Annotated in this window: 14 protein-coding genes and 1 pseudogene; 4 read left to right on the forward strand and 11 right to left on the reverse strand. The window is 66.8% G+C overall.

Going from position 1 to position 19969, the window contains the following annotated elements:
- Positions 1–11 precede the first annotated feature (11 nt).
- Together argC and ABC728_RS06805 are read left to right on the forward strand one after the other, a co-directional pair.
- Positions 12–1067, forward strand: a complete 1056-nt coding sequence (argC, locus tag ABC728_RS06800; RefSeq protein ID WP_416617687.1) for an N-acetyl-gamma-glutamyl-phosphate reductase — start codon at positions 12–14, stop codon at positions 1065–1067.
- Positions 1064–1612, forward strand: a complete 549-nt coding sequence (locus ABC728_RS06805) for a gamma carbonic anhydrase family protein (protein WP_416617688.1) — start codon at positions 1064–1066, stop codon at positions 1610–1612. The genes argC and ABC728_RS06805 overlap by 4 nt, the downstream gene beginning before the upstream one ends.
- Positions 1613–1656: 44 nt before the next feature.
- Here the strand turns inward: ABC728_RS06805 and ABC728_RS06810 are convergent, their stop codons facing one another.
- Positions 1657–2970, reverse strand: a complete 1314-nt coding sequence (locus ABC728_RS06810) for an APC family permease (protein ID WP_416617689.1) — start codon at positions 2968–2970, stop codon at positions 1657–1659.
- Between the two features lie 365 nt (positions 2971–3335).
- Between ABC728_RS06810 and ABC728_RS06815 the strand changes: the two genes are divergently transcribed.
- Complete coding sequence (locus ABC728_RS06815) at positions 3336–3818, forward strand: Lrp/AsnC family transcriptional regulator (protein ID WP_416617690.1); 483 nt, start codon at positions 3336–3338, stop codon at positions 3816–3818.
- A 5-nt stretch (positions 3819–3823) separates the two neighbouring features.
- Here the strand turns inward: ABC728_RS06815 and ABC728_RS06820 are convergent, their stop codons facing one another.
- Positions 3824–4645: an SDR family NAD(P)-dependent oxidoreductase gene (locus tag ABC728_RS06820; protein WP_416617691.1), complete on the reverse strand. Its 822-nt coding sequence runs from the start codon at positions 4643–4645 to the stop codon at positions 3824–3826.
- The gene (locus tag ABC728_RS06825) at positions 4642–6162 is read right to left on the reverse strand and encodes a flavin-containing monooxygenase (protein WP_416617692.1); all 1521 of its coding nucleotides are present in this window, start codon (positions 6160–6162) and stop codon (positions 4642–4644) included. Before ABC728_RS06825 ends, ABC728_RS06820 begins: the two co-directional genes overlap by 4 nt.
- Positions 6163–6311: 149 nt before the next feature.
- On the opposite strand from ABC728_RS06825, the gene ABC728_RS06830 reads away from it, so the two are divergent.
- A complete protein-coding gene (locus ABC728_RS06830; RefSeq protein WP_416617693.1) occupies positions 6312–6917 on the forward strand; it encodes a TetR/AcrR family transcriptional regulator in 606 nt (201 codons plus the stop codon).
- A 100-nt stretch (positions 6918–7017) separates the two neighbouring features.
- On the opposite strand, the gene ABC728_RS06835 is transcribed toward ABC728_RS06830, so the two are convergent.
- The 8 genes and pseudogenes from ABC728_RS06835 to ABC728_RS06870 all read right to left on the reverse strand — a co-directional run bounded on the left by ABC728_RS06835 (position 7018) and on the right by ABC728_RS06870 (position 19953).
- A complete protein-coding gene (locus ABC728_RS06835; RefSeq protein ID WP_416617694.1) occupies positions 7018–9585 on the reverse strand; it encodes a beta-glucosidase in 2568 nt (855 codons plus the stop codon).
- The gene (locus ABC728_RS06840) at positions 9582–9893 is read right to left on the reverse strand and encodes a hypothetical protein (protein ID WP_416617695.1); all 312 of its coding nucleotides are present in this window, start codon (positions 9891–9893) and stop codon (positions 9582–9584) included. The genes ABC728_RS06835 and ABC728_RS06840 overlap by 4 nt, the downstream gene beginning before the upstream one ends.
- Positions 9894–9979: 86 nt before the next feature.
- Positions 9980–11590, reverse strand: a complete 1611-nt coding sequence (locus tag ABC728_RS06845; protein ID WP_416617696.1) for a tannase/feruloyl esterase family alpha/beta hydrolase — start codon at positions 11588–11590, stop codon at positions 9980–9982.
- Positions 11587–12483, reverse strand: a complete 897-nt coding sequence (locus ABC728_RS06850) for an alpha/beta hydrolase (RefSeq protein WP_416617697.1) — start codon at positions 12481–12483, stop codon at positions 11587–11589. Before ABC728_RS06850 ends, ABC728_RS06845 begins: the two co-directional genes overlap by 4 nt.
- Positions 12480–13991 carry a carboxylesterase/lipase family protein gene (locus ABC728_RS06855; RefSeq protein ID WP_416617698.1) on the reverse strand — a complete coding sequence of 504 codons (1512 nt, stop codon included), beginning with the start codon at positions 13989–13991 and terminating at the stop codon, positions 12480–12482. The genes ABC728_RS06850 and ABC728_RS06855 overlap by 4 nt, the downstream gene beginning before the upstream one ends.
- Positions 13988–14320 carry an alpha-L-rhamnosidase C-terminal domain-containing protein gene (locus ABC728_RS06860; protein ID WP_445376394.1) on the reverse strand — a complete coding sequence of 111 codons (333 nt, stop codon included), beginning with the start codon at positions 14318–14320 and terminating at the stop codon, positions 13988–13990. The genes ABC728_RS06855 and ABC728_RS06860 overlap by 4 nt, the downstream gene beginning before the upstream one ends.
- A 3-nt stretch (positions 14321–14323) precedes the next feature.
- Positions 14324–17290, reverse strand: a pseudogene (locus ABC728_RS06865) (family 78 glycoside hydrolase catalytic domain); the annotation flags it as partial.
- Between the two features lie 2 nt (positions 17291–17292).
- A complete protein-coding gene (locus ABC728_RS06870; RefSeq protein WP_416617700.1) occupies positions 17293–19953 on the reverse strand; it encodes a TonB-dependent receptor domain-containing protein in 2661 nt (886 codons plus the stop codon).
- Positions 19954–19969: the final 16 nt, after the last annotated feature.

Consider the following 19969-nt stretch of genomic DNA (forward strand, 5'->3'; position numbering starts at 1 on the left):
GATTGCAGTACATGTCCAGCGCTTCCACCCCCGTCCGCGTCGCCATCCTTGGCGCTTCCGGCTATACGGGTGCCGAGCTGATGCGATTGCTGCTGCGCCATCCCCATGTGCGCATCACCGCCCTGACGGGGGAGCGGGCGGCCGGCAAGCCGGTGGCCGAGGTGTTCCCCCACCTGGCCCCCTACGACCTGCCGGCCCTGACACGGATCGCCGATGTGGATTGGACGGGGGTTGATTTCGTCTTCTGCGGTCTGCCGCACGGCACCACGCAGGAAGTGATCGCCGCATTGCCGGCCCATGTCCGGATCTGCGACCTGTCGGCTGATTTCCGCCTGTTCGATGTCGCCACCTATGCCGAATGGTATGGCCATGCCCACAAGGCCCCGGTCTTGCAGGAAACCGCCGTCTATGGCCTGGCCGAGATGGCGCGTGACCAGGTGGCCGGGGCGCGGCTGGTGGCCAATCCCGGCTGCTATCCGACCGCATCGCTGCTGCCGCTGCTGCCGCTGCTGCGCCAGGGACTGATCGCCGGTGATGACATCATCATCGATGCCAAGTCCGGCGTGTCGGGTGCCGGCCGCGATGCCAAGCAGGGCAGCCTCTATTGCGAGGTCGCCGAGGGCATGCATGCCTATGGCATCGCATCCCACCGCCACGCGCCGGAGATCGAGCAGAGCCTGGGCTGGGCCGCGGGCCGCACCGATCTGCGGGTTGCCTTCACCCCGCATCTGATCCCCATGAACCGGGGCATGATGGCCACCACCTATGTCCGCCTGAAGGACGGGGCAACGGCCGCCGACCTGCGCGCGACCCTGGAACAGACCTATGCGGGGGAGGCATTCGTCAAGGTCCTTTCCCCCGGCGTCGGCCCGCAGACCCGTCACGTGACCGGGTCCAACCTGGCTTTGATCAATGTCTTCCCCGACCGCATCCCCGGCCGTGCCATCCTGGTATCGGTCATCGACAACCTGATGAAGGGCGCTTCCGGTCAGGCCGTGCAGAATTTCAACATCATGCACGGCTTCGACGAAACGCTCGGCCTCGACGTTATACCGGTGTTCCCATGATCCAGACCCGTGCCATCCCGACCGTCCTGCCTTACCAGGGCAAGGTTCCCGTCATCGATCCGACGGCGTTCCTGTCCAACGCCGTCGTCATCGGTGACGTTGAGATCGGTGCCGGCAGCAATATCTGGTTCAACGTGACCATCCGGGGCGACGTGCATTCCATCCGCATCGGAAAGAACACGAACATCCAGGATGGCAGCGTCGTGCATTGCACCAAGAACCGGTTCAGCACGACGATCGGCGACAATGTCACCATCGGTCACCTGGCCCTGCTGCATGGCTGCGTGGTGGAGGATGGGGCCTTCATCGGCATGAAGGCCTGTGTCATGGACGGGGTCGTCGTGGAGTCGGGCGCCATGGTCGCGGCGGGGGCGCTGGTCACGCCGGGCAAGCGGGTGAAGTCCGGGGAATTGTGGGGCGGCAGCCCGGCCCGCTTCCTGCGCGCCCTGACGGAAGAGGACCTGCGGATACAGATGTCCATCGCCCCGCATTACGCGGAAATGGCGCAGACCTATCTGGAGGAGGTCGGCGGCGGCGTCGAATGACGCGGCCGCATGCCGTCCGTCAGAATGCCATGGCCGGGGGGCGGTCAGCGTCCCCGGCGGCTGACAATGTAATAGACCGCCCCCACCACGCCCCAGGCCGACAGCATGGCATAGGGGCGCCAGTCCGCCTCGAACCCCACGACAATCAGCACCAGTGACGACAAGGTTCCCAGGCCTGCTACCAGCAGCATCTGGGGCTTGGGCAGCTTGAAGCCGGCACGGTCATACAGATCGGGATGGTCCCGGGTGACGCGGGCCGCCGCCAGACAGATGGTGCCATATTTGACCAGATTGGGAATGTTCACCGCCAGGAACAGGAATGTGAGTTCCATGGGCAGGAACAGGCCCACGCAGCCCAGCGCGAAAACGGCCAGCAATGCCATGTAGGGCGTCTGCCAGGTCGGATGCACACGGGCCAGCGCTGCCGGCAGCACGCCCGCCCTGGCCATGGCGAACAGGCTGCGGCTGAACAGCATGAAAAGGCCGTTCAGGGACTTGCCAATGGAAGCGGTGGCGGCCAGCACGATCAGCGGAATGGCGGCCGGGCCCATGAAGCGCTGCGCCGCCTCCAGGATCGGTGCCTCGCTGGCGCCCAGGTCACCGGCCCCCAGTACGCCCAGCGCCACGAAGGCGACGCCCAGATAGAGCAGTGTCGCCGACCCGATCGACAGGGCGATGCCCAGCGGGATGTTGCGGCGGCTGTTCTTCACTTCGCTGCCGGCCTCCGTCGCCGCCTCGATCCCGGCAAACAGGCCGGTCAGGATGGGGGCGGCGGCGATCACGGCCATCCAGCCGTGCGGTGTGAAAGGCGTCAGGTGCGACAGGTCGACTGCCGTGCCGGCACCCCAGACGATGAATATCGCGAACAGCACCACCACCAGGGCCATCAGCACCTTCTGCGCCCGGGCCGCGATATGCACCCCGAACAGATTGGCCAGCAGGGCCATCACGAACAGGGCGAACATGGTGGGTTTGGTTGGCAAGGGCACGATCATGGAGAGATAGCGCACCAGCACCAGGGCCAGCACGACCATGGCCCCCATATTGGCCACCAGCCGCAGCCAGGTGATGAAGAAGGCCACCTTGGGATGAACGAACCGCGCCGGCCATTCATAGGATGCGCCGGAAACGGGCAGGGTGGAGCCCAGGAAGGCATAGCTGACGGCGATCAGGAAGATCGGCAGCGCACCGACCAGAACCGATAGCAGCATGGCCGGCCCCGCCAGCCCCGCCGCCGGCGCCATGGCCGAGAAGATGGCCACCCCCACGGCCGATCCCAGGCCCAGCGCCACCACGCCCCCCAGATCGATACCCTGCCGCAATTCCGGTGCATCGGGGATAGGCTTGGCATCTGTCATCACGGGGCGTTCCTGGTTCTGGCTGCTTCATGCGCGGTTCATGCGGCTCTGCCGCTGTTCTGGCAGGATAGGGTATGCGGGTGGGGAAGTTTTTCCGGGTTTGGGCCGGTTGTGGAAGTTTCTATGCCCCTTGGATGCCGGCAGCACCCCTGGATGGAATGGGGTCTGTTATCCGGGTATGCCATCCGGGTATGCCTGTTACGGCGCTGGCGGTCTGCGGCCGATCGATATTATCCTCGGTATGATCTGTTTCCGGAAAGTTGATACCGGATAATGCCCGATCATTGGATAATGATATTGGGAATATCCCCAAGCCGGGATCAGCATGCCGGACGGGTGAGATTACAGGGAGCCAGGGGAAATCCATGTCCGAGGAACTATCCGCCGCAGATATCCGCATTCTGGAGCAGTTGCAGAAGGATGCGTCTCTCTCCACCGGCGAACTGGCGGATAAGGTCGGCCTGTCCCAGTCGCCCTGCTGGCGCCGCCTGCAGCGGTTGAAGGAGGAAGGCTATATCAAGGGGCAGGTGGCCCTGCTCAACCGGGAAAAGCTGGGCCCGGGCATGGTGATCTTCGCCGTCATCAAGATGACGACGCTGACGGACGAACAGCGCGCGCAGTTCATACGAACCATCGAGCTGACGCCACAAATCCTTGAATGCTATACAATTTTTGGGGAAATGGACATCATGCTGAAGGTCGATGCCATGTCCATGCCCTGGTATCAGGAATTCATCTTCAATGTGCTTCTGAAGCTGCCGGGCGTGGTGGATGTGCAATCCACCGTGACCTTGAAGGAGATGAAATACACCACGGCCCTGCCGCTGCGCGGCGGCAAGGCCTTGTAGCCCGCCTATCGCCGCTTCGGTCCGATAAGGGACCAGTAGCGGGAGGGAAACAGGCGCTGGAACAGTTCGGCCATGCGGGCATCCCGGCCCACCAGCACGCGGTCACGGCGCTGTTCGATGGCTCTGACGATGATCTCCCCGGCTTCGGCCGGCGGCATCTTCAGCATGCGCCCCGCCAGAGCCTTCTGCTCCGCCCGCATTTCCGGCGTCATGTCCTTGTGCTGGCGCGCGCTGGCGGCGATGGCGGTGGCGACCCCGCCCGGATGCACGACCGTTACGCCGATCCGGCTGCCGGCCAGTTCATGGCGCAGGGCTTCGCTGAAGCCGCGCACGGCGAACTTGCTGGCGGCATAGGCGGCCTGTCCCGGCGGCGCGATGATGCCGAAGATGCTGGACAGGTTCACCAGCCTGGCATCGTCGCTGTCCGACAATAGCGGCAGGAAGGCGCGGGTCATGCGCACGACACCCTGGAAATTGATATTCATCAGCCAGTCGAAATCCGCCGCCGACACCTGCCGGAATGTACCGCTTAACGCCACGCCGGCATTGTTGACCAGGATGTCGGCGCCGCCATGTTCGGCCGTCACCAGGGCCGGGAAGGCCGCGATGGCGGCAGCGTCGCCGACATCCAGCGCATAGGCACTGGCAGGGACGCCATGATCACCGGCGGCGGTCAGGGCGGTGGCCTTTGCCGCGTCGGGGTCGATATCAGTCAGTACCAGCCCGCAGCCGCGCCGGGCCAGGGACATGGCAATGGCGCGGCCGATGCCGCCGCCGGCGCCGGTGATCACGGCCGTGCGGCCTTGCAGTCGCATGGGTCGGGTCATGGTGTGTCCCCATCGGGTCGGGTCCGGCCCGGGCCATGGAAGGCCAGGGTGCCGTCGGCGGGGCCGGACAGGTGGAAGGAGGCGAGATCGGCCAGATAATTCTGATGCACGCGCCAGGGCGGATTTTCCCCCTGGGCCGGCAGATGCGGGGCTGCGCGCAGGACATAACCGGAATTGAAGCCCAGCAGAGGTTCCCGGCCCGGCCCGGCCGTTGCCGACCGGGGCACGCAGACCGTCAGCCCCTGCCGGTCCATATGGTTCAGCAGGCGGCAGACCTGCCGCGCCGTCAGATCGCATTTCAAGGTCCAGGAGGCGTTCACATAGCCGAAGGCCAGGGCGAGGTTCGGCACATCGCCCAGCATCATGCCCCGGTAGACCAGACGGTCGGCCAGATCGACGGGCACGCCGTCAACCCGCAATTCCGCCCCGCCCAGCAGACGCATCTCCAGGCCTGTGGCCGTGACGATGATGTCCGCCGGCAGTTCCTCCCCCGTTTCCAGCCGGATGCCATCGGACGTGAAACCGGTGATGCGACCTGTGACGATGCCCGCGCGGCCCGTCTTGAGTGCCGCGAACAGGTCTCCGTCGGGGACCAGGCAGACACGCTGGTCCCAGGGGGCATAGGCCGGTGTGAAATGCCGGTCGACATCGATGCCGCTGCCAAGCGCCGCGCGGATGGCCTCGATGATGTGCCGCTTCACCTGCTCCGGCCGCCTTTTGGCCAGCCGGTAGGTCAGCAGGCTCCACCCGATATATTTCCAGCGCACCAGGGCGGAGGCCGGACCGTCCGGCAGCCAGCGGTAAAGGCGGTCGGCCAGACCATCATGCCGCGGCCGGGAGACAATATAGGTGGGGGAGCGCTGCAGCATCGTCACCTGAGCGCCCCGTTCCGCCAGGGCCGGCACCAGGGTCACGGCCGTGGCCCCGCTGCCGATGACGATGACGCGGCGGCCGGCCAGGGGCAGGTCCTGCGGCCAGTGCTGGGGATGGACGATGCGGCCCCCGAAACTGTCGGCCCCCGGAAAATCCGGTGCGAAGCCGCGGTCATAGCGATAATAGCCGCTGCACAGATAAAGAAACGCGCAACGGACCCGCCGGTCCCCGTCCGGCGTGGACAGCGTCACGGTCCACGCCTGTTCGTCGCTGGACCAGTTGGCCGCCGTGACCCGGCAGTTGAAGCGGATATGGGACATCAGCCCATAGGCCCGGGCCGTATCCTCGATATAGTCGCGGATGGCGGGCCCATCGGCGATGGCCGCCTTTCCCTTCCAGGGACGGAAGGGAAAGCCCAGCGTATGCATGTCGCTGTCGGACCGGATGCCGGGATAGCGGAAAAGGTCCCACGTGCCGCCGATCCGGTCGCGCGCTTCCACGATGGCCCATTTCTTCTGCGGGCAATGCATGGTCAGGCGGCAGGCGGCATCGATGCCGGACAGGCCGGCCCCGACGATCAGCACATCCAGCTTCTCGATCGGGTCCTGGTCGGCATAGGGGGGGGATTGGGTATCGGGGGGCATCGATGCCTCCTATTATTTACATTAATGTAAATATCATGGGTGGTCGGTCAGGCAAAGCACTTTCCGTAGGGGAAAGTGGACCGTTTGCGATCCCTTGACGGCTGCTGAAACCCTCGACCGGCGGCGGATGCCGTCCTATGGTGGCCACCATGCCGACAGAGAATCCGCCCCCAACCCGGCGCCCGCGCCGTACACCCGAGGAAGTCCGCCGTCTGGCGCTGGAGGCAGCGCGCGCCTGCCTGCTGGAGGCCGGCCCCGGTGCCTTGACGTTGCAGGAGGTGGGACGGCGGATCGGCATGACGCATGTCAACCTGATCCACCATTTCGGATCGGCGGCGGGTCTTCAGGCGGCGCTGATGGGCAGCATGCTGGAAGATCTGAACGACGCGCTCGGCAAGGCCGTCGCCAAGATCCTGTCGGAGGAGCCGGCGGCCCAGCGGGAAATGATCGACCTTGTGTTCGATGCCTTCGACCAGGGCGGCGCTGCGAAACTGGCGGCCTGGATCACATTGAGTGGTGAGACGGACCGGTTCCAGCCCATCCGCATGGCGGTTCAGTCGCTGGTGGATGATATCGGGCGCCGTCTGCCGCCGGACAGCGAGGTCACCATCGGGCGTATCAAGTCCAGCATCCTGTTCATCGCGCATAATGCCTTTGCTGATGCCCTGATCGGGGGTTTCATGCGGGACACGCTGGACCGGGAACCCGATGCGGCCCGCAAGATGGTCGCCCGGCTGCTGCCTTCCTTTTATTGACGGGCTGTTTATTGTCGGGTTCCGGTTCTGTCCGGAGGCCCCGTACCCCTGCCGTCCGGGGTGGCGGGAGGGGTACGGGGGAAGGGATCACCGTCGCGGGTCAGGGTAGCGTGGCGGCACCGCCGCTGACCCTCAGGCGGCCCTGCTGGCGGATATCGCCGGCGGAACTGCCGACCAGCAGCGTGTAGTCGCCGGGCTTCACCCGCCATTGCCCCGTTTCCTCATCCCAGGCCGCAAAGGCGCGCGGATCAAGGGTGAGGCTGACCTGCCGGCGCTCACCGGGCTGCAAGGCGACCTTGGTGAAGGCGCGTAACTGCCGGAGAGGCTCCGCCGCATCCCGGCTGGCCGGGGCGACATAGAGCTGCACCACCTCCTGCCCCGCCGGGCCGGCACTGTTGCGCAGGTCCAGCGTGACCGTCACCGGTTGCCCGCCGCGGATGCGCGATGGGGCCTTCAGCCTGCCATAGCTGAAGGTGGAGTAGGAAAGCCCGTGCCCGAAGGGATAGAGCGGCGTCACGCCCCGGGCCTCCAGCCCGCGATAACCCACCAGCAGCCCTTCGGCATAATCGCTGTCCAGGGCGGCCAGATCCATGGGGATATCGCCGTCCGCCGCCGGAAAGCTGACGGGCAGCCTGCCCGACGGATTGGCCTTGCCGAACAGCAGGTCGGCCAGGGCGCGCGACCCTTCCTGTCCCGGCAGCCAGAGCTGCAGGATGGCCCCGGCCTCGTCCTTCCAGGGCATGGTGACGGCGGCGCCGCTGTTCACCACCACGACGGTGCGCCCGTTCGCGGCAGCCACGGCCCTGACCAGCCTGTCCTGCTCACCCGGCAGGGCCAGCGTCGTGCGGTCATAGCCTTCCCCTTCGGTCATGGAGGAGGAACCGACCAGCACGATCGCGGCATCCGCTTCCCGCGCGGCAGCGACCGCTGCTTCGAACGCCGGAAGCGGCTGCCGGATGCCCAGGACCAGCGCTTCGTATGGTGTCTGGCCCGTCGCATAGTCGAGCTGGAGCCGGTAACCGCGCCCGGCTTCCAGGTCCAGGGCAACGGTGCGGCGCAGGACGGGAAAGCCGATCACGTCACGTGGATCGGGTTGTCCCTTCACCGACCGGTCCAGGATCGTCTGGCCATCCAGCGACAGCACCGCACGGCCCGTCCCGCGCACGCTGAATTCGTGCCGTCCGCTGCGCTCCGGCCAGAACCAGCCCGACCAGCGCAGACCGGCATAGCCGATCGTCTTGGCATCGGGCACATTGCCGGCGATCCGCTTGACGAAGGTCGTTGCCTCCTCGCTGCGCAGCGGCGGGCCGGCCAGATCGGCCGTGGCGAAATAGTCCGCCTGCAACCCCCTGCGGCTGCGGGCCTCATCGGGGCTCAGCATGGCGGCATCGGCGGCGGGCGGCGTTTCCTCGTTATCCACGCCTTGGGCATGGATGATGCGGGTGCCGGGCAATGCCTCCCGCAGGGCAGCCAGCGGAGTGGGGATGGAGGCAAAGGGCACCACGGCCGAACTGCCGCCGCCCTGGACGCGGATGACATCGGCATTCGGGCCGATGACGGCCAGTGTGCGGATATCGGACGGCAGCGGCAGCAGGTCCTTGTTCTTCAGCAGCACGATCGCTTCACGCGCGGCGGTGCGGGCCAGTTCGGCATGGGCGGACTTCATGTCGGCCGGGATGGTGCCGTCGCCGCCTTCCCTGACCGTGGATCGCAGGATCAGGCGCAGCACGCGGCCGGCATTCTCGTCGATCTGGTCCAGGCCGACCTCGCCCTTTTCGACGGCCTGACGCAGCTTGTCTCCGAAATGGGCGGGCGGTCCCGGCATTTCCAGGTCCAGGCCCGCATTTGCGGCCGCCGCCGTGGCGTGGGTGGCGCCCCAGTCGGAAACGACCATGCCCGGATAGCCCCATTCCTTCTTCAGCAGGTCGGTCAGCAGCCAGCGGTTCTGCGTGGCATAGGTGCCGTTCAGCTTGTTGTAGGAGGCCATGACCGACCAGGGGTCGGCCTGCTTGACCACCGTTTCGAAGGCCGGCAGGTAGATTTCCCGCAGCGCGCGGGCCGACAGCCTGGCATTCACGAAGAAACGGTTGGTTTCCTGGTTGTTGGCGGCGAAATGCTTCAGGGAGACGCCGATCCCCTTCGCCTGCACACCCTGGACATAGCCCAGGCCCATCTGTGCCGAAAGGTGCGGGTCTTCCGAATAGGTTTCGAAATTTCGGCCCCATAGCGGGGTGCGCACGATGTTCACCGTGGGGGCCAGCAGTACCGACGCGCCGTGGGCCCGCGCCTCGTCCGCGATGGCCCCGCCGACCCGGCCGGCCAGTTCCGGATTCCAGGTTGCCGCCACGGCCACACCCACCGGGAACACGGTGGCCGGTATGTCATCGTGCGAGCGTACCCCGGTCGGCCCGTCGGTCATCTTGATCGAGGGCACGCCCAGCCGGGGCACGCCATTCAGTTCCATGATGCCGGCCCCGGCGAGAAGATCGATCTTCTCGTCCAGGGTCATCTGCCGGATCAACTCATCGACCTTCACGGTCAGTGCGGCGTGGGTCTGGCCGGCTGCCGCGGGGGCGGCATCGCCGGCCAGGGCGGGGGCCGGAAGATGACAGGTCATGGCCAGCGCGATGCCGGCCACCGCCAACCGGCCCAGCAAAGGCCTTCTCATTGGACCTCCGCCAGGGCGGCTTCGGTCTTGGCGAGCAATTCGTCGGTCAGGTGCCCCCCGGAATAGGGCTGAAGCTGGCGCAGGGAAAGGCCCTTCACCATCTCGTATTGCGGGATTTCCAGCAGGCCGGGCAGTGTGCTGGTCAGCGCCGCCTTGGCGCCTTCATGCGCGGCCAGTTCCTCGATCGGCGTATCGAGCGAAAATTTCGCTTCGGCCGCTGACGTCTGCGCGGCGGCCGTCTGGGCGGCCACGACGGGCACGGGCAGAAGGATCGCCATGGCGGTGAGAAGGGGGAGCAGGGTCTTCATTGGTCGCGTCTCCTGGATATGGCCGTTCCGTTTGACGGCTGCTTGTCGGGATGGGGTGCCTTGGCCGGGATGTCGCCCCTTCTGCATCAAGGCTGTTGCGGATCGGTGCAGATGAAATTGGTGGCGTCGTCGGTGGACCCGCTTCCCGTCCAGCGTGCCACCTGCGGATAGGCACAGAGCGGACGGGTACGCAGCGGCTTTGCCGGCAGGCCGAGATAGCCGAACATGTCGTTGTCATATTTTGTGGCGACGATACGGTCCGGGGCCGGGCCGCCCTGGCGCCACTGGTCCAGCGCTGCCAGCCCGTCGAAGACATTGGGGCCGGGGCCGGCCAGGCAGTGGGACATGCCGGGCGCCATGAACAGCCGCACCGAACCGGCGGCCTTTGCGCCGCTGGCCTCCAGCACGTCACGGTAAAAGTTCACCGTGTTCTGCGGCGGTATCGCGGCGTCGCCATAGCCGTGATAGAGGATCAGTTTGCCTCCGGCGGCGAAGAAGCGGCCCAGGTCGGGGCCGCCGGGCGTGATATCCGCCTGGATGGCCTGCGCCAAGGGATAGTCGGTCTCCAGGTTGAAATCCGCGGTCGTCCATTGCGGATTGCCATGCACGAAATAACGATAGAACTCGGTCGCGAACCGGCCCTGCTGTGCGCCCGGTCCTGTCAGCCAGAGATCCCAGGCGCCGGGCGTGGCCTCCGCCCCGGGCATGAAGCCGGGGAAGAAGGGACGGCCCTGCCCATCATGCGGTCCACGGTAAAGGGCGCGGGCCGATTGAACCTGCGCGGCCGTCAGGCAATCCGCGGCGTCACCCTGGCGGCAGGTCAACACGCCGGGGTCGAAGGCGCAGCGGCGCGGATCGTCGATCACACCGTCCACCACGCCATCATCCGCATCGCACCGGGCCAGCGCGGCTTTCTGCAGTAGTGGCAGCTTCGCGTTGGGAATGGCGCCGCCCGGCCGCCCGAACACGGCCCGGTCGTTCATCGCCTTGGCTGTGGCCAGCCGTGCCCAGGGCATGGCGGGCGCCCCCGCCAGGATGGCGTCATAATCGTCGGGGAAGCGCGAGGCTTCCATCAGCGCCTGACGCCCGCCATCCGAACAGCCATGGAAATAGCTGGCGGACAGGCGGCTATCATAGTAGGCGGCGATGACCCGCTTGGCCGTGGCCGCCGCCAGGTGATTGGCCCGCCAGCCATAATCGCGGATCCGTTCCGGCTGGCCCTGTGCCCAGGTGGCGTCGACATCGCTTTTGGCATGATGCCCCATGTCGCTGCCCACAGACGCATAGCCCCTGGCCACGCCGCCGCGCATCAGCAGTGACGGCACCATCATGTTGCTGCCGAAGCCGCCATTGCCCGCCCCCAGCAGCTTGCCGTTCCAGGCGGCCGCCTCCGGCAGCCAGACCTCGACCCGGATGGAAGAGGCCGGCGTCGGTGTCAGGCGCACCTGGACGCGGCAGAAGGCGGCGGGGGCCGGCAGGCCGATCGCGCCCTTGTCCGGCGTGACAGTGGCACCGGCCGTCACGGATGTCGCGGCTTCGACCGTGCCGTCCACCAGGGGCAGACCGGTCAACTCCTCGCACTGCGCGATGCGCGGGATGGCGGGAGGCGGTTCGACGGGGGTTCGGGCACAGCCGGCCAGAAGGGCGGCGATCGCCCCCATGGTCAGCAGCCCGGAATGGAAAAGGTTGTTTTTCATTTGGACAACAGTCCCCTGCTATCGAGCCAGGCCGCCAGGCGTGCCGTCCATTCGTCCGTAGGCTTGCCCTGCGGCTTCATGCCGAAGCCATGTCCGCCCGTCGGATAGGTGGTCAGGGCCACATCGCGGCCCGCGGCGCGCCAGGCATCGGCCAGGCGGGTCGTTTCCTTGTTGGATATGTTGTCATCCTCTGCCACCAGCGCGAAAAGGGGCGGGACCCCGGCAGGAACCGACAGCGGGTCGGGCAAAAGGCCGGGATATATCGCCATGGCGAAGTCGGGCCGGCTTGCCGGCTCCCCCGCCAGGATGGTCCAGACGGCAACGGCCCCGCCCGCGGAAAAGCCCATCAGGCCGATCCGGTCCGGCTTCACGCCATAGCGCGCCGCCTCCGCCCGCACATGGCGGACGGCCTGCTGGCCATCGGCCGTGGCCAAGGGACGCAGCGGGGCGAGTGCCGCCTCCATTTCTGCCGGCTTGGAAATGCGCTGGAACAGTTTCAGCGCCACATCCTCGCCCGTCGGGATCAGGCGGTAGCGCAGCACGAAGGCCGTGATCCCCATCCCGTTCAGCCATTTGGCGACGGCGATACCTTCGTTCTCGATCGACAGCATATGGAACCCGCCACCCGGTGCCACGATGACGGATGTGCCATTGGCCTTGCCGGGGTCGGGCTGGAAAACCAGCAGCGACGGGTTGGAGACGTTGCGCGCGATGGTGCCGAAGGGCATTCGGTCCTCCGTCACCTCCGGCCGCGTACCGGCGATGGTGCCTGGCGCCCCCTGGGGCCAGAGCGGGATGGCAGTGCCCTCCGACAGGGTCACGGCCCTGGCACAGCCGGCCAGCATCATGCCTAGGCTGCCGATGGTGAAAAGACGTCGGGAAAGGGACATCATGGCGTGGCCTCCCGTGCGGCGGTGATGGCGGTGATGACCGGTTCTGCGGCGGAAACGGCCTTTGTCTCCACACCGATGGACAGCATCTGCGGCCGGGCCGCGTCATAGCGTGGCCAGGCGGGCAGATCGCCGCCATTGGGGTCGCCCGTTTTCGCGAAGCGGGCCCACAGGTCGGCCATCAGGCGTGCGGTCGCCCGGTCGGCCGGCGCCGGTTCGTCACCGGCATGGCCGAGTGTTTCGAAATGATAGGGCATGTCGGTGGCATGGCCGGCACCGCTATCCTTTTCCCGCTTGGCTTCGGCAACATAGCCGAAGCGGTAAAGCCAGGTGGGGGCACCCGCCGCCGCATGGCGGCGGGCCAGCGCCACCGATGGTTCAACAAAGACAACATCGCTGGCGATGGAACGCCGCATGGCACCGGCGGAACCATAGGCGGCCTGCACGGCATCCTTGTTGATCTCCACAGCCTTCAGGTGGGGACCATTCAGGAACATGCGGAACAGGCCGGGCACAAAGCTGAATTCATCATCATTGGCCCCGACGATAAGGGGAACCGCCGGCTGTGCGCCGGCTGCGAACCGGGCCATCAACTCGCCATCGATGATCCGCCCGTCGGTGATGGGGCCGGAATAGGTCTTTTCCTCCTTGTCCAGCAGGGTGATGCCGCCGCGCACCTTGTCCGCCGGCAATGCCCGCAGGCCCGCCACTCCGTCGGCGGCACCGGCGGCCTTGGCGAAGGCGACACCACGGGCCTCCGCCGCCGCCAGACCGGGCCAGGCATCCCGCCCGCCGCCGGAAATGACCGCCGCCTTCTGGAACAGGCCGCGTGCCGAAGATGAGGCCATCAGGCGCGCCACGGACTCCCCGCCCGCCGATTCCCCGATGAAGGTGATGTTCGCCGGGTCGCCGCCGAAGGCCGCGATATTGCGCTGGACCCAGTGCAAGGCCGCGATCTGGTCCATGAATCCCCAATTGCCCGTCGGCCCGTCACCGCTTTCGGCCGTCAGGTCCGGATGGGCGAAGAAGCCGAAGCGTCCGAGCCGGTAATTGAAGGTGACGACGACAAGACCCCGGCCGGCCAGGCCGGCCCCGTCCATGACGGGGTTTGCGGCGCTGTCGGTGACGAAGCCGCCGCCCGGCACCCAGACCAGGACGGGCAGGGGCCTGCCGTCGGCACCGGCCGTATCGGGGGCCCAGACATTCAGATAAAGGCAATCCTCGGCCGGTGGCTGTGCCGGCTTGGCGCCGGGAAGGGGGTTCTGCATGCAGTCCGGGCCGAACCTGTCGGCCTTGCGCACCCCGTCCCAGGTGGCCGGCGGGGCCGGTGGCCGCCAACGCAGGCCGCCAACCGGCGGGGCGGCATAGGGAATGCCCCTGAAGGCGTTCACACCACCGGCTTGAACGCCTTCAATGCGCCCGCCCTCCACCGCCACGTGCGTGCCGGCCGCTGCCGGCGCGGTGGTCAGAAGCAGGGCCGTGACCAGGGCGATGATAGTCGAGCCTTTCATCGGGCGCCCTCCGTGGTGAAGCGGTGCGTGCCCGGTTCCACCGAATAGATGGTGAAGCGATCATTCCCGCCGGTGCGCCTTGCACCCTTGGGCACCGCGCGCACCGGGCCGAACCGCCGGGGCACCCATATGTCGCCCACACTGTTCGCCGGCACCTGCACCGTCAGGGTCAGCGCACCGTTCTCCACACGCCAGGCACTGGCGGCACGGCCGTGGACGGTCTGCATCGTGGCTTCCGCCCAGGCCAGCCCGTCGGGGATCTCCGGCCGGACAAGAACGCGCTTGTAGCCGGCATCACCGGGTCGCAGCCCCGCCAGGCGGGTGCGCATCCAATCGCCGATGGACGAGAAATAATGGTGGTTGCGGGACCGGCTGTTCAGGCTCCAGGTCTCGAACATGGTCTGGTGGCCGTTTTCGATCCACCAGCCCCAGCCCGGCTCGTCCGTGCGGGTGGCGATCCGGTAAGCCAGATCGGCATGGCCATGGTCGCTCAATACCTCCAGCAGATATCGCGTGCCGAACACGCCGGTGCGCAGCCCGTTCTTCTCCGCATCGGCGGCGATGGCGGCGGCCACCGACGCTTCCTGCCCGTCCGGCACCATGCCGAAGGCCAGCGGCAGGACATTTTAAATCTGCGTGGGCGGCCCCGCCACGCCCTTGCCGTCCATGGTGCGGTACCAGCCATTGCCGGCGTCCCAGTAACGGGCGTTGTAGGCCGCGCGGATGGCATTGGCCAGGGCACGGTAGCGGGCCGCATCCCCGTCGGCGCCGATCACCGCCGAACTGCGGGCCAGCAGATCGGCTTCCAGGAAGAAATAGGCGCTGGTCACCGCATCGATGCCACCACCGCGGGCATTCAGGATGTCCAGCGGCCCCGGCGGGCTCCATTCGCTGAGGCCCAACCGGCCGCGATAGTCCGGCGCCTTGAAGATGGTGGCGGTGTAATCGACCAGCCGCCGCTGCATCGCGTGGTTTTCCGCCAGGACGCGGGTGTCGCCATAGGTGGTGTAAAGTTCCCATGGCAGGATCAGTGCGGCGACATCCCAGGGCGGGGTGGGGCCCCAGACCAGGTTCCAGCCCGGCGTGTCCTGATAGCCGTAGAAGGGCGTGGTGGGGATCACCTCCGGCACCTCGCCGCTGTCGGCCTGGGCGTCCCGGAAATCGGCCAGCCATTTGGTGAAGACCCGCGCCACGTCCAGGCTGCGCACGGCCATGCCGGCCGATGCCTGCGCGTCGCCCGTCCAGCCGTTTTTCTCATAGGTCGGCGTGTCGGTCAGGAAGCCGTGCAGGTTGTTGAGGATGCTGGCGCGAGCGGCCGCGTCGATCCGGTCCAGCAGCGGGTTGGCGCTGGCGAAGCTGCCCGTGTCGGCCACGGCGGAATGCACGATCTCGGCTGTCAGCATGTCGTGTGCGGGCGGGCCGGTCAGCCCTTCGACCTGGATATAGCGGAAGCCGGCATAGCCGAAGCGCGGGGACCAGCGTTCCGTGCCCGTGCCCGCCAAAATGTAGCGGTAGGTCTGGAGCTGGGCGTTGATCAGTCCGGAGGCAGGGGCCACCAGCCCGGCATCGTCCAGCTTTTCCGCCGCCACCAGGGAGATGGTGGTGCCGCGCGGTCCATTGGCCTTCAGCACGGGCAGGCCGGAGATGATACGCCCGAAATCATAGACCCAGATGCCGGGCTGCACCTCGCGCATTTCCACGGGCTGGATCGTGGCGACAGGGGCGATGGGCTCGACATTGGCGAAATCGATGGTGCCGGCGGGGCCGGGGACGCGGCGGGCCGGCACCCAGCCCGTATCATCGAACCCCGCCTGTTTCCAGCCGTCGGGCGTCAGCCGCGCGTCATGGCGTTCCCCGCGATAGACACTGTCGGACAGGGTGGGGCCGGATTGGCTGCGCCAATCCCCGTCGCTGGTCACGACCTGTCGGGTTCCGTCGGCGAAATCGATCTCAAGCCGGGCCAGAAGGGCGGGATCGGCATGCCAGGGCGCGCGGTGGAAATACCATTCGTTGGGATCGGTGACCCCGTACCAGCCGCGTCCCAGTTCCGCCGCGACGACATTGTCACCCGGCCGCAGCCTGTCGGTCACATCCTCCACATAGGCCAGGACGCGCTTGTCATAAGCGGTGAAGCCGGCACCCAGCGATGTGGCGCCGACCATGCTGCCATTCAGCAGCAGCCGCGGCATGCCGGCCCCGGCCCAATAGAGGCGGGCGCGGGCCACGGGTTTGTCCGGCAGCGCGAAGGTTCGGCGCAGCAGCGGGGCCGGCGCCCCCAAAGGCAGCACGATGTCGACCGACGGCACACCAGCCGCAACCCGCAACCCGTCGGCACCGACATTGCCACCTGTGAAGGGGTTGTCGTTGCCGGCGAAGATGGTCTTTACCTCCGGCGACCCGGTACCGCCCACCCGCACCCCGTGGATTACGGCGGCATCGGCCTGGCGGGCCGTGAAGCCGACCGTGCCGTGCGTCTGGGTGGGGTCGGTCAGCCGGGCCACCTGCACCCCGTCCAGGATGGTGGTGATCTCCTGCCCCCTGGCCCGGACGGACAGGTTCAGGCGGCGATCCTTCAGCGGGCCGCCGGGCAGGCGGGCACGGGCCAGTTCCGTGGTCCGCATGCCGCCCGACTTGCCCCCGCCATAACGCCGGACGGACTGGACCAGGGTGGGGCCGTCCTTGGTGTCGGTCAGGGTCCAGACATAGGCTTCGCCGAACTTCTTCCCTTCGCCCCGGGCACGGAACAGGATGTCCAGTGCTGTGCCCTTCAGGGTCAGGTCGATATCCAGTTCCAGATCGGACCAGTCATGGACCGTCTGATCCGGTCCCGAAATCCACCCGGCCTGCCACTGGTCCGCATCCAGCAGGCCCATTTCCCACCAATCCGGCGGGCTCCAGGCGCCGGGGCGACCGTTGGCGTCCCAGACCATGACCTGCCACCAATAGCGTGTACCGGCGGCAAGCCGGTGGCCGGCATAAGGGATATGGACATTGTCGCCCGAAGCGACCTTGCCGCTGTCCCAGGCCAGCGGCCCCGTTTCCAGGGCCGCCGGGTCCTGTGCCACCCGGATGCGGTAGGCGGACTGGCGGGCGACCGGCGAAAGCCAGGCCAGACGCGGGGCCTGTTCGTCCAGGCCGATCGGGGTCACGGCATATTCCACCCGCAGACCCTGCGGCGGACCGTTTCCCGGTGTGCCGCAACCGGCCAGCACCAGCACCGCCGTGCAGGCTGCCCACTGCAACCGTCCCTTCAAGGCCTGCCGCCGTCCTTCGCCCCGCCGATCGTCCCGCATCGCCATCCTCAGAAGCTCGTCCGCAGTCCCACGGACACCAGACGGCCCAGGGTGCTGCCATTCGTGTAGCCGGGAACGGCATTGTAGAAGGGCGGGTCCTTGTCGAACAGATTGTCGACATTCAAAGTGATGCTGGTGCCTTCCGCCAGACTGGCCAGGTTGTAGCTGGCGAACAGATCGATGGTGTTGAAGGCGCCGACCCGGTCCTGGCTTGGCACGCCCAGGATGGGATAGCTGTCGCGATGGTTCCAGGAAATGCGGCCCGACCAATTGTCGACATTGGCCCCCAGGCTGGCCACCAGGGCCAGCCGGCCCGTGCCGTTCTTCAGATTGTCGCTGAAGGCGCCACCCTGCACGGCCTGGGTCTTGCGGTTCAGGGTGTAGGTGCCCGATACCCGCGCGCTGATGATGCCGAAATCCATGCGATGCCGGTAATCAACCTCGAAATCGATGCCATCGGTATGGATGGCGCCCAGGTTGTTGCGCCGCGCATCGAACAGCACATAGGGGCTGGAAAAGGCGTACAGGGCGGGCAGGCTGGGCACACCATCGACCCGCATCGAACCGGCCAGGGCCATGGCCTGTTCCAGGGTCGGGTTCAGGACGAAATAGCCGGCAAAGTTCGGATCGGAATAGATCTGCGGCTCCAGGACAGGGGCAAGGCCGATCGCATCCTTGAACTTCACATTGAAATAGGTCGCGGACAGGCGCAGCCCGTCAATGGCGTCGGGCGTGAAGTCGAAGCCCAGTGACCATGTGTCGGCCGTTTCGGGCCGCAGGTCCGGGTTGCCGCCGGCCAGCACGATGGTGGGACGCAGCAGGTCGGTAAAGGGGCTGCCCGGCAGGCGGTTGGGCGAGAACAGCACCACCTGGACGCGGGAATCCACCGAATTGCCCATGTCGGCCAGGCTGGGCGCATGGAAGGAGGTGCCGTAATTGGCGCGCAGCGTCAGGTCCGACACCGGCCGGTAATTCATGGCGATCTTGGAATTGGTTGTGCCGCCGACATCGTTGTAATCGTCATGGCGGACGGAACCGGACAGTTCCAGACCATAAATCCCCGCGACCCGGTTGGCCGCACCCACCAGCGGCACATGCAGTTCCCCGAAGATCGACTTCACGTTCCGGTCGGCCTTTGCCCGCTGCAGGCTGGTCGGCGCGCCCGCCGGGCCGGAACCGATGCTGCTGTCGATATCCTCGTAATGATATTCAACGACCGCCGCGGCCCGGACGTCCCCGCCGGGAATGGAGAAGATCGGCCCGTCGACCACGGCGCGGAATTCGGCCAGTTGCTGCGTGGCCCGGCCGACATTCCAGTAATCATTGATCCGGGCCAGCAGGCCTGCGTCGCTGGCTCCGATATTGTAGGGATTGAGGGCCGTGGCCGCCGTCGTGCCGTTCAGGGCGCCGGTCGCCAGGGTGGTGTCGATCAGATCCTCGTTCGTCTCGTTGTAGGACCGGCCCAGATTGCCGATCAGACGGAGCTGCCAGGTGTCGCTCAATTCCACATGCAGTTCCGGCGTGACGCCGTAGGATTCAAAATAACCGTCGCTGACATTGCTGCGCCCGAATACCTCGTCGAACGCGATGGCGACATCATGCTGCACTTCCGTGCCGATGGGCCGGAAATAGGGGTTCAAGGCTGAAACCGTACCGCTCAGCGATGATTGCGCGGTGCGGGTCACGGTGTCGCGCGCCGACCAGTAACCCGTGGCATTGAAGGTGACGCCCTCGCCCAGATCCTGCACCAGCCGGCCGAACACGCTGTGGCGTTCCTCCTTCGGATAAAGGTCGGCATAGTCGGTCTGGTCGCACTGGTTCAGCGTGCCGGGCAGCCGCGTCTGCATGGCGAACGGGATGCCGCCCAGCAGGATATTGCCGGGCGAACAGGCCGTGCCGCGGAAATCGGAGCCGCCCCGCCCCGTCAGATCGGCCGTGGCATGGTCGCGATCGATGCCCAGCAGATTGTCATGCCAGGCAAAGGAGTAGGAGAGCCAGGCCGCGCCGGAGCCCCAGTCCCGCCCGCCGATCAGGCTGGCTTCCGTGCTCTTGAAATCCGCCGCGCGGCCATAGCGCACATTGGCGGATACACCGTCGTAGCGGTCACGGGTGATGAAGTTGATCACGCCGCCGATGGCATCGGAACCATAGATGGAGGAGCCGCCGTCGGGGATCACTTCCACCCGCTCGATGGCGTCGGGCGGGATGATGGAAGGATCGACGCTGGTCTGCAGGATGCCGGCACCCACCAGCCGGTTGCCGTTCAGCAGCACCAGCGTGCTGGCACCGCCGGAGGCGGCCAGATTGCGGATGTTGGGCCGCACGATGGGCAGGCCGTAATTGCCCTGGGCACGGGGGACGGTGCCGAAATTGCCGACCTGGGGTATCTGCGCCAGCAGGTCGTTGGCCGAGGCCGCGCCGGAGGCCACCACATCCTCGCGCTGCATGGCGATGGCATTCGTGCCGATGGGACCGACATTGCGGATCATCGTGCCCGTGACGATGATCTCCTCCAGCAGCACGTTCTGCGCGCCGGCCGCCGATCCTCCGGGGGAGACTTCCTGGGCCTGCGCGGCCGTGGCGGTGCCGATGGCCAGGACGGAGACGCCAAGCGCCAGCCGCCGCAGCCTGGACGATGTGCGGCGCCAGATCGGATCAAAACTGCTCATCAATTTCCTCCCCGAA

It is taken from the genome of Niveispirillum fermenti (assembly GCF_052474395.1).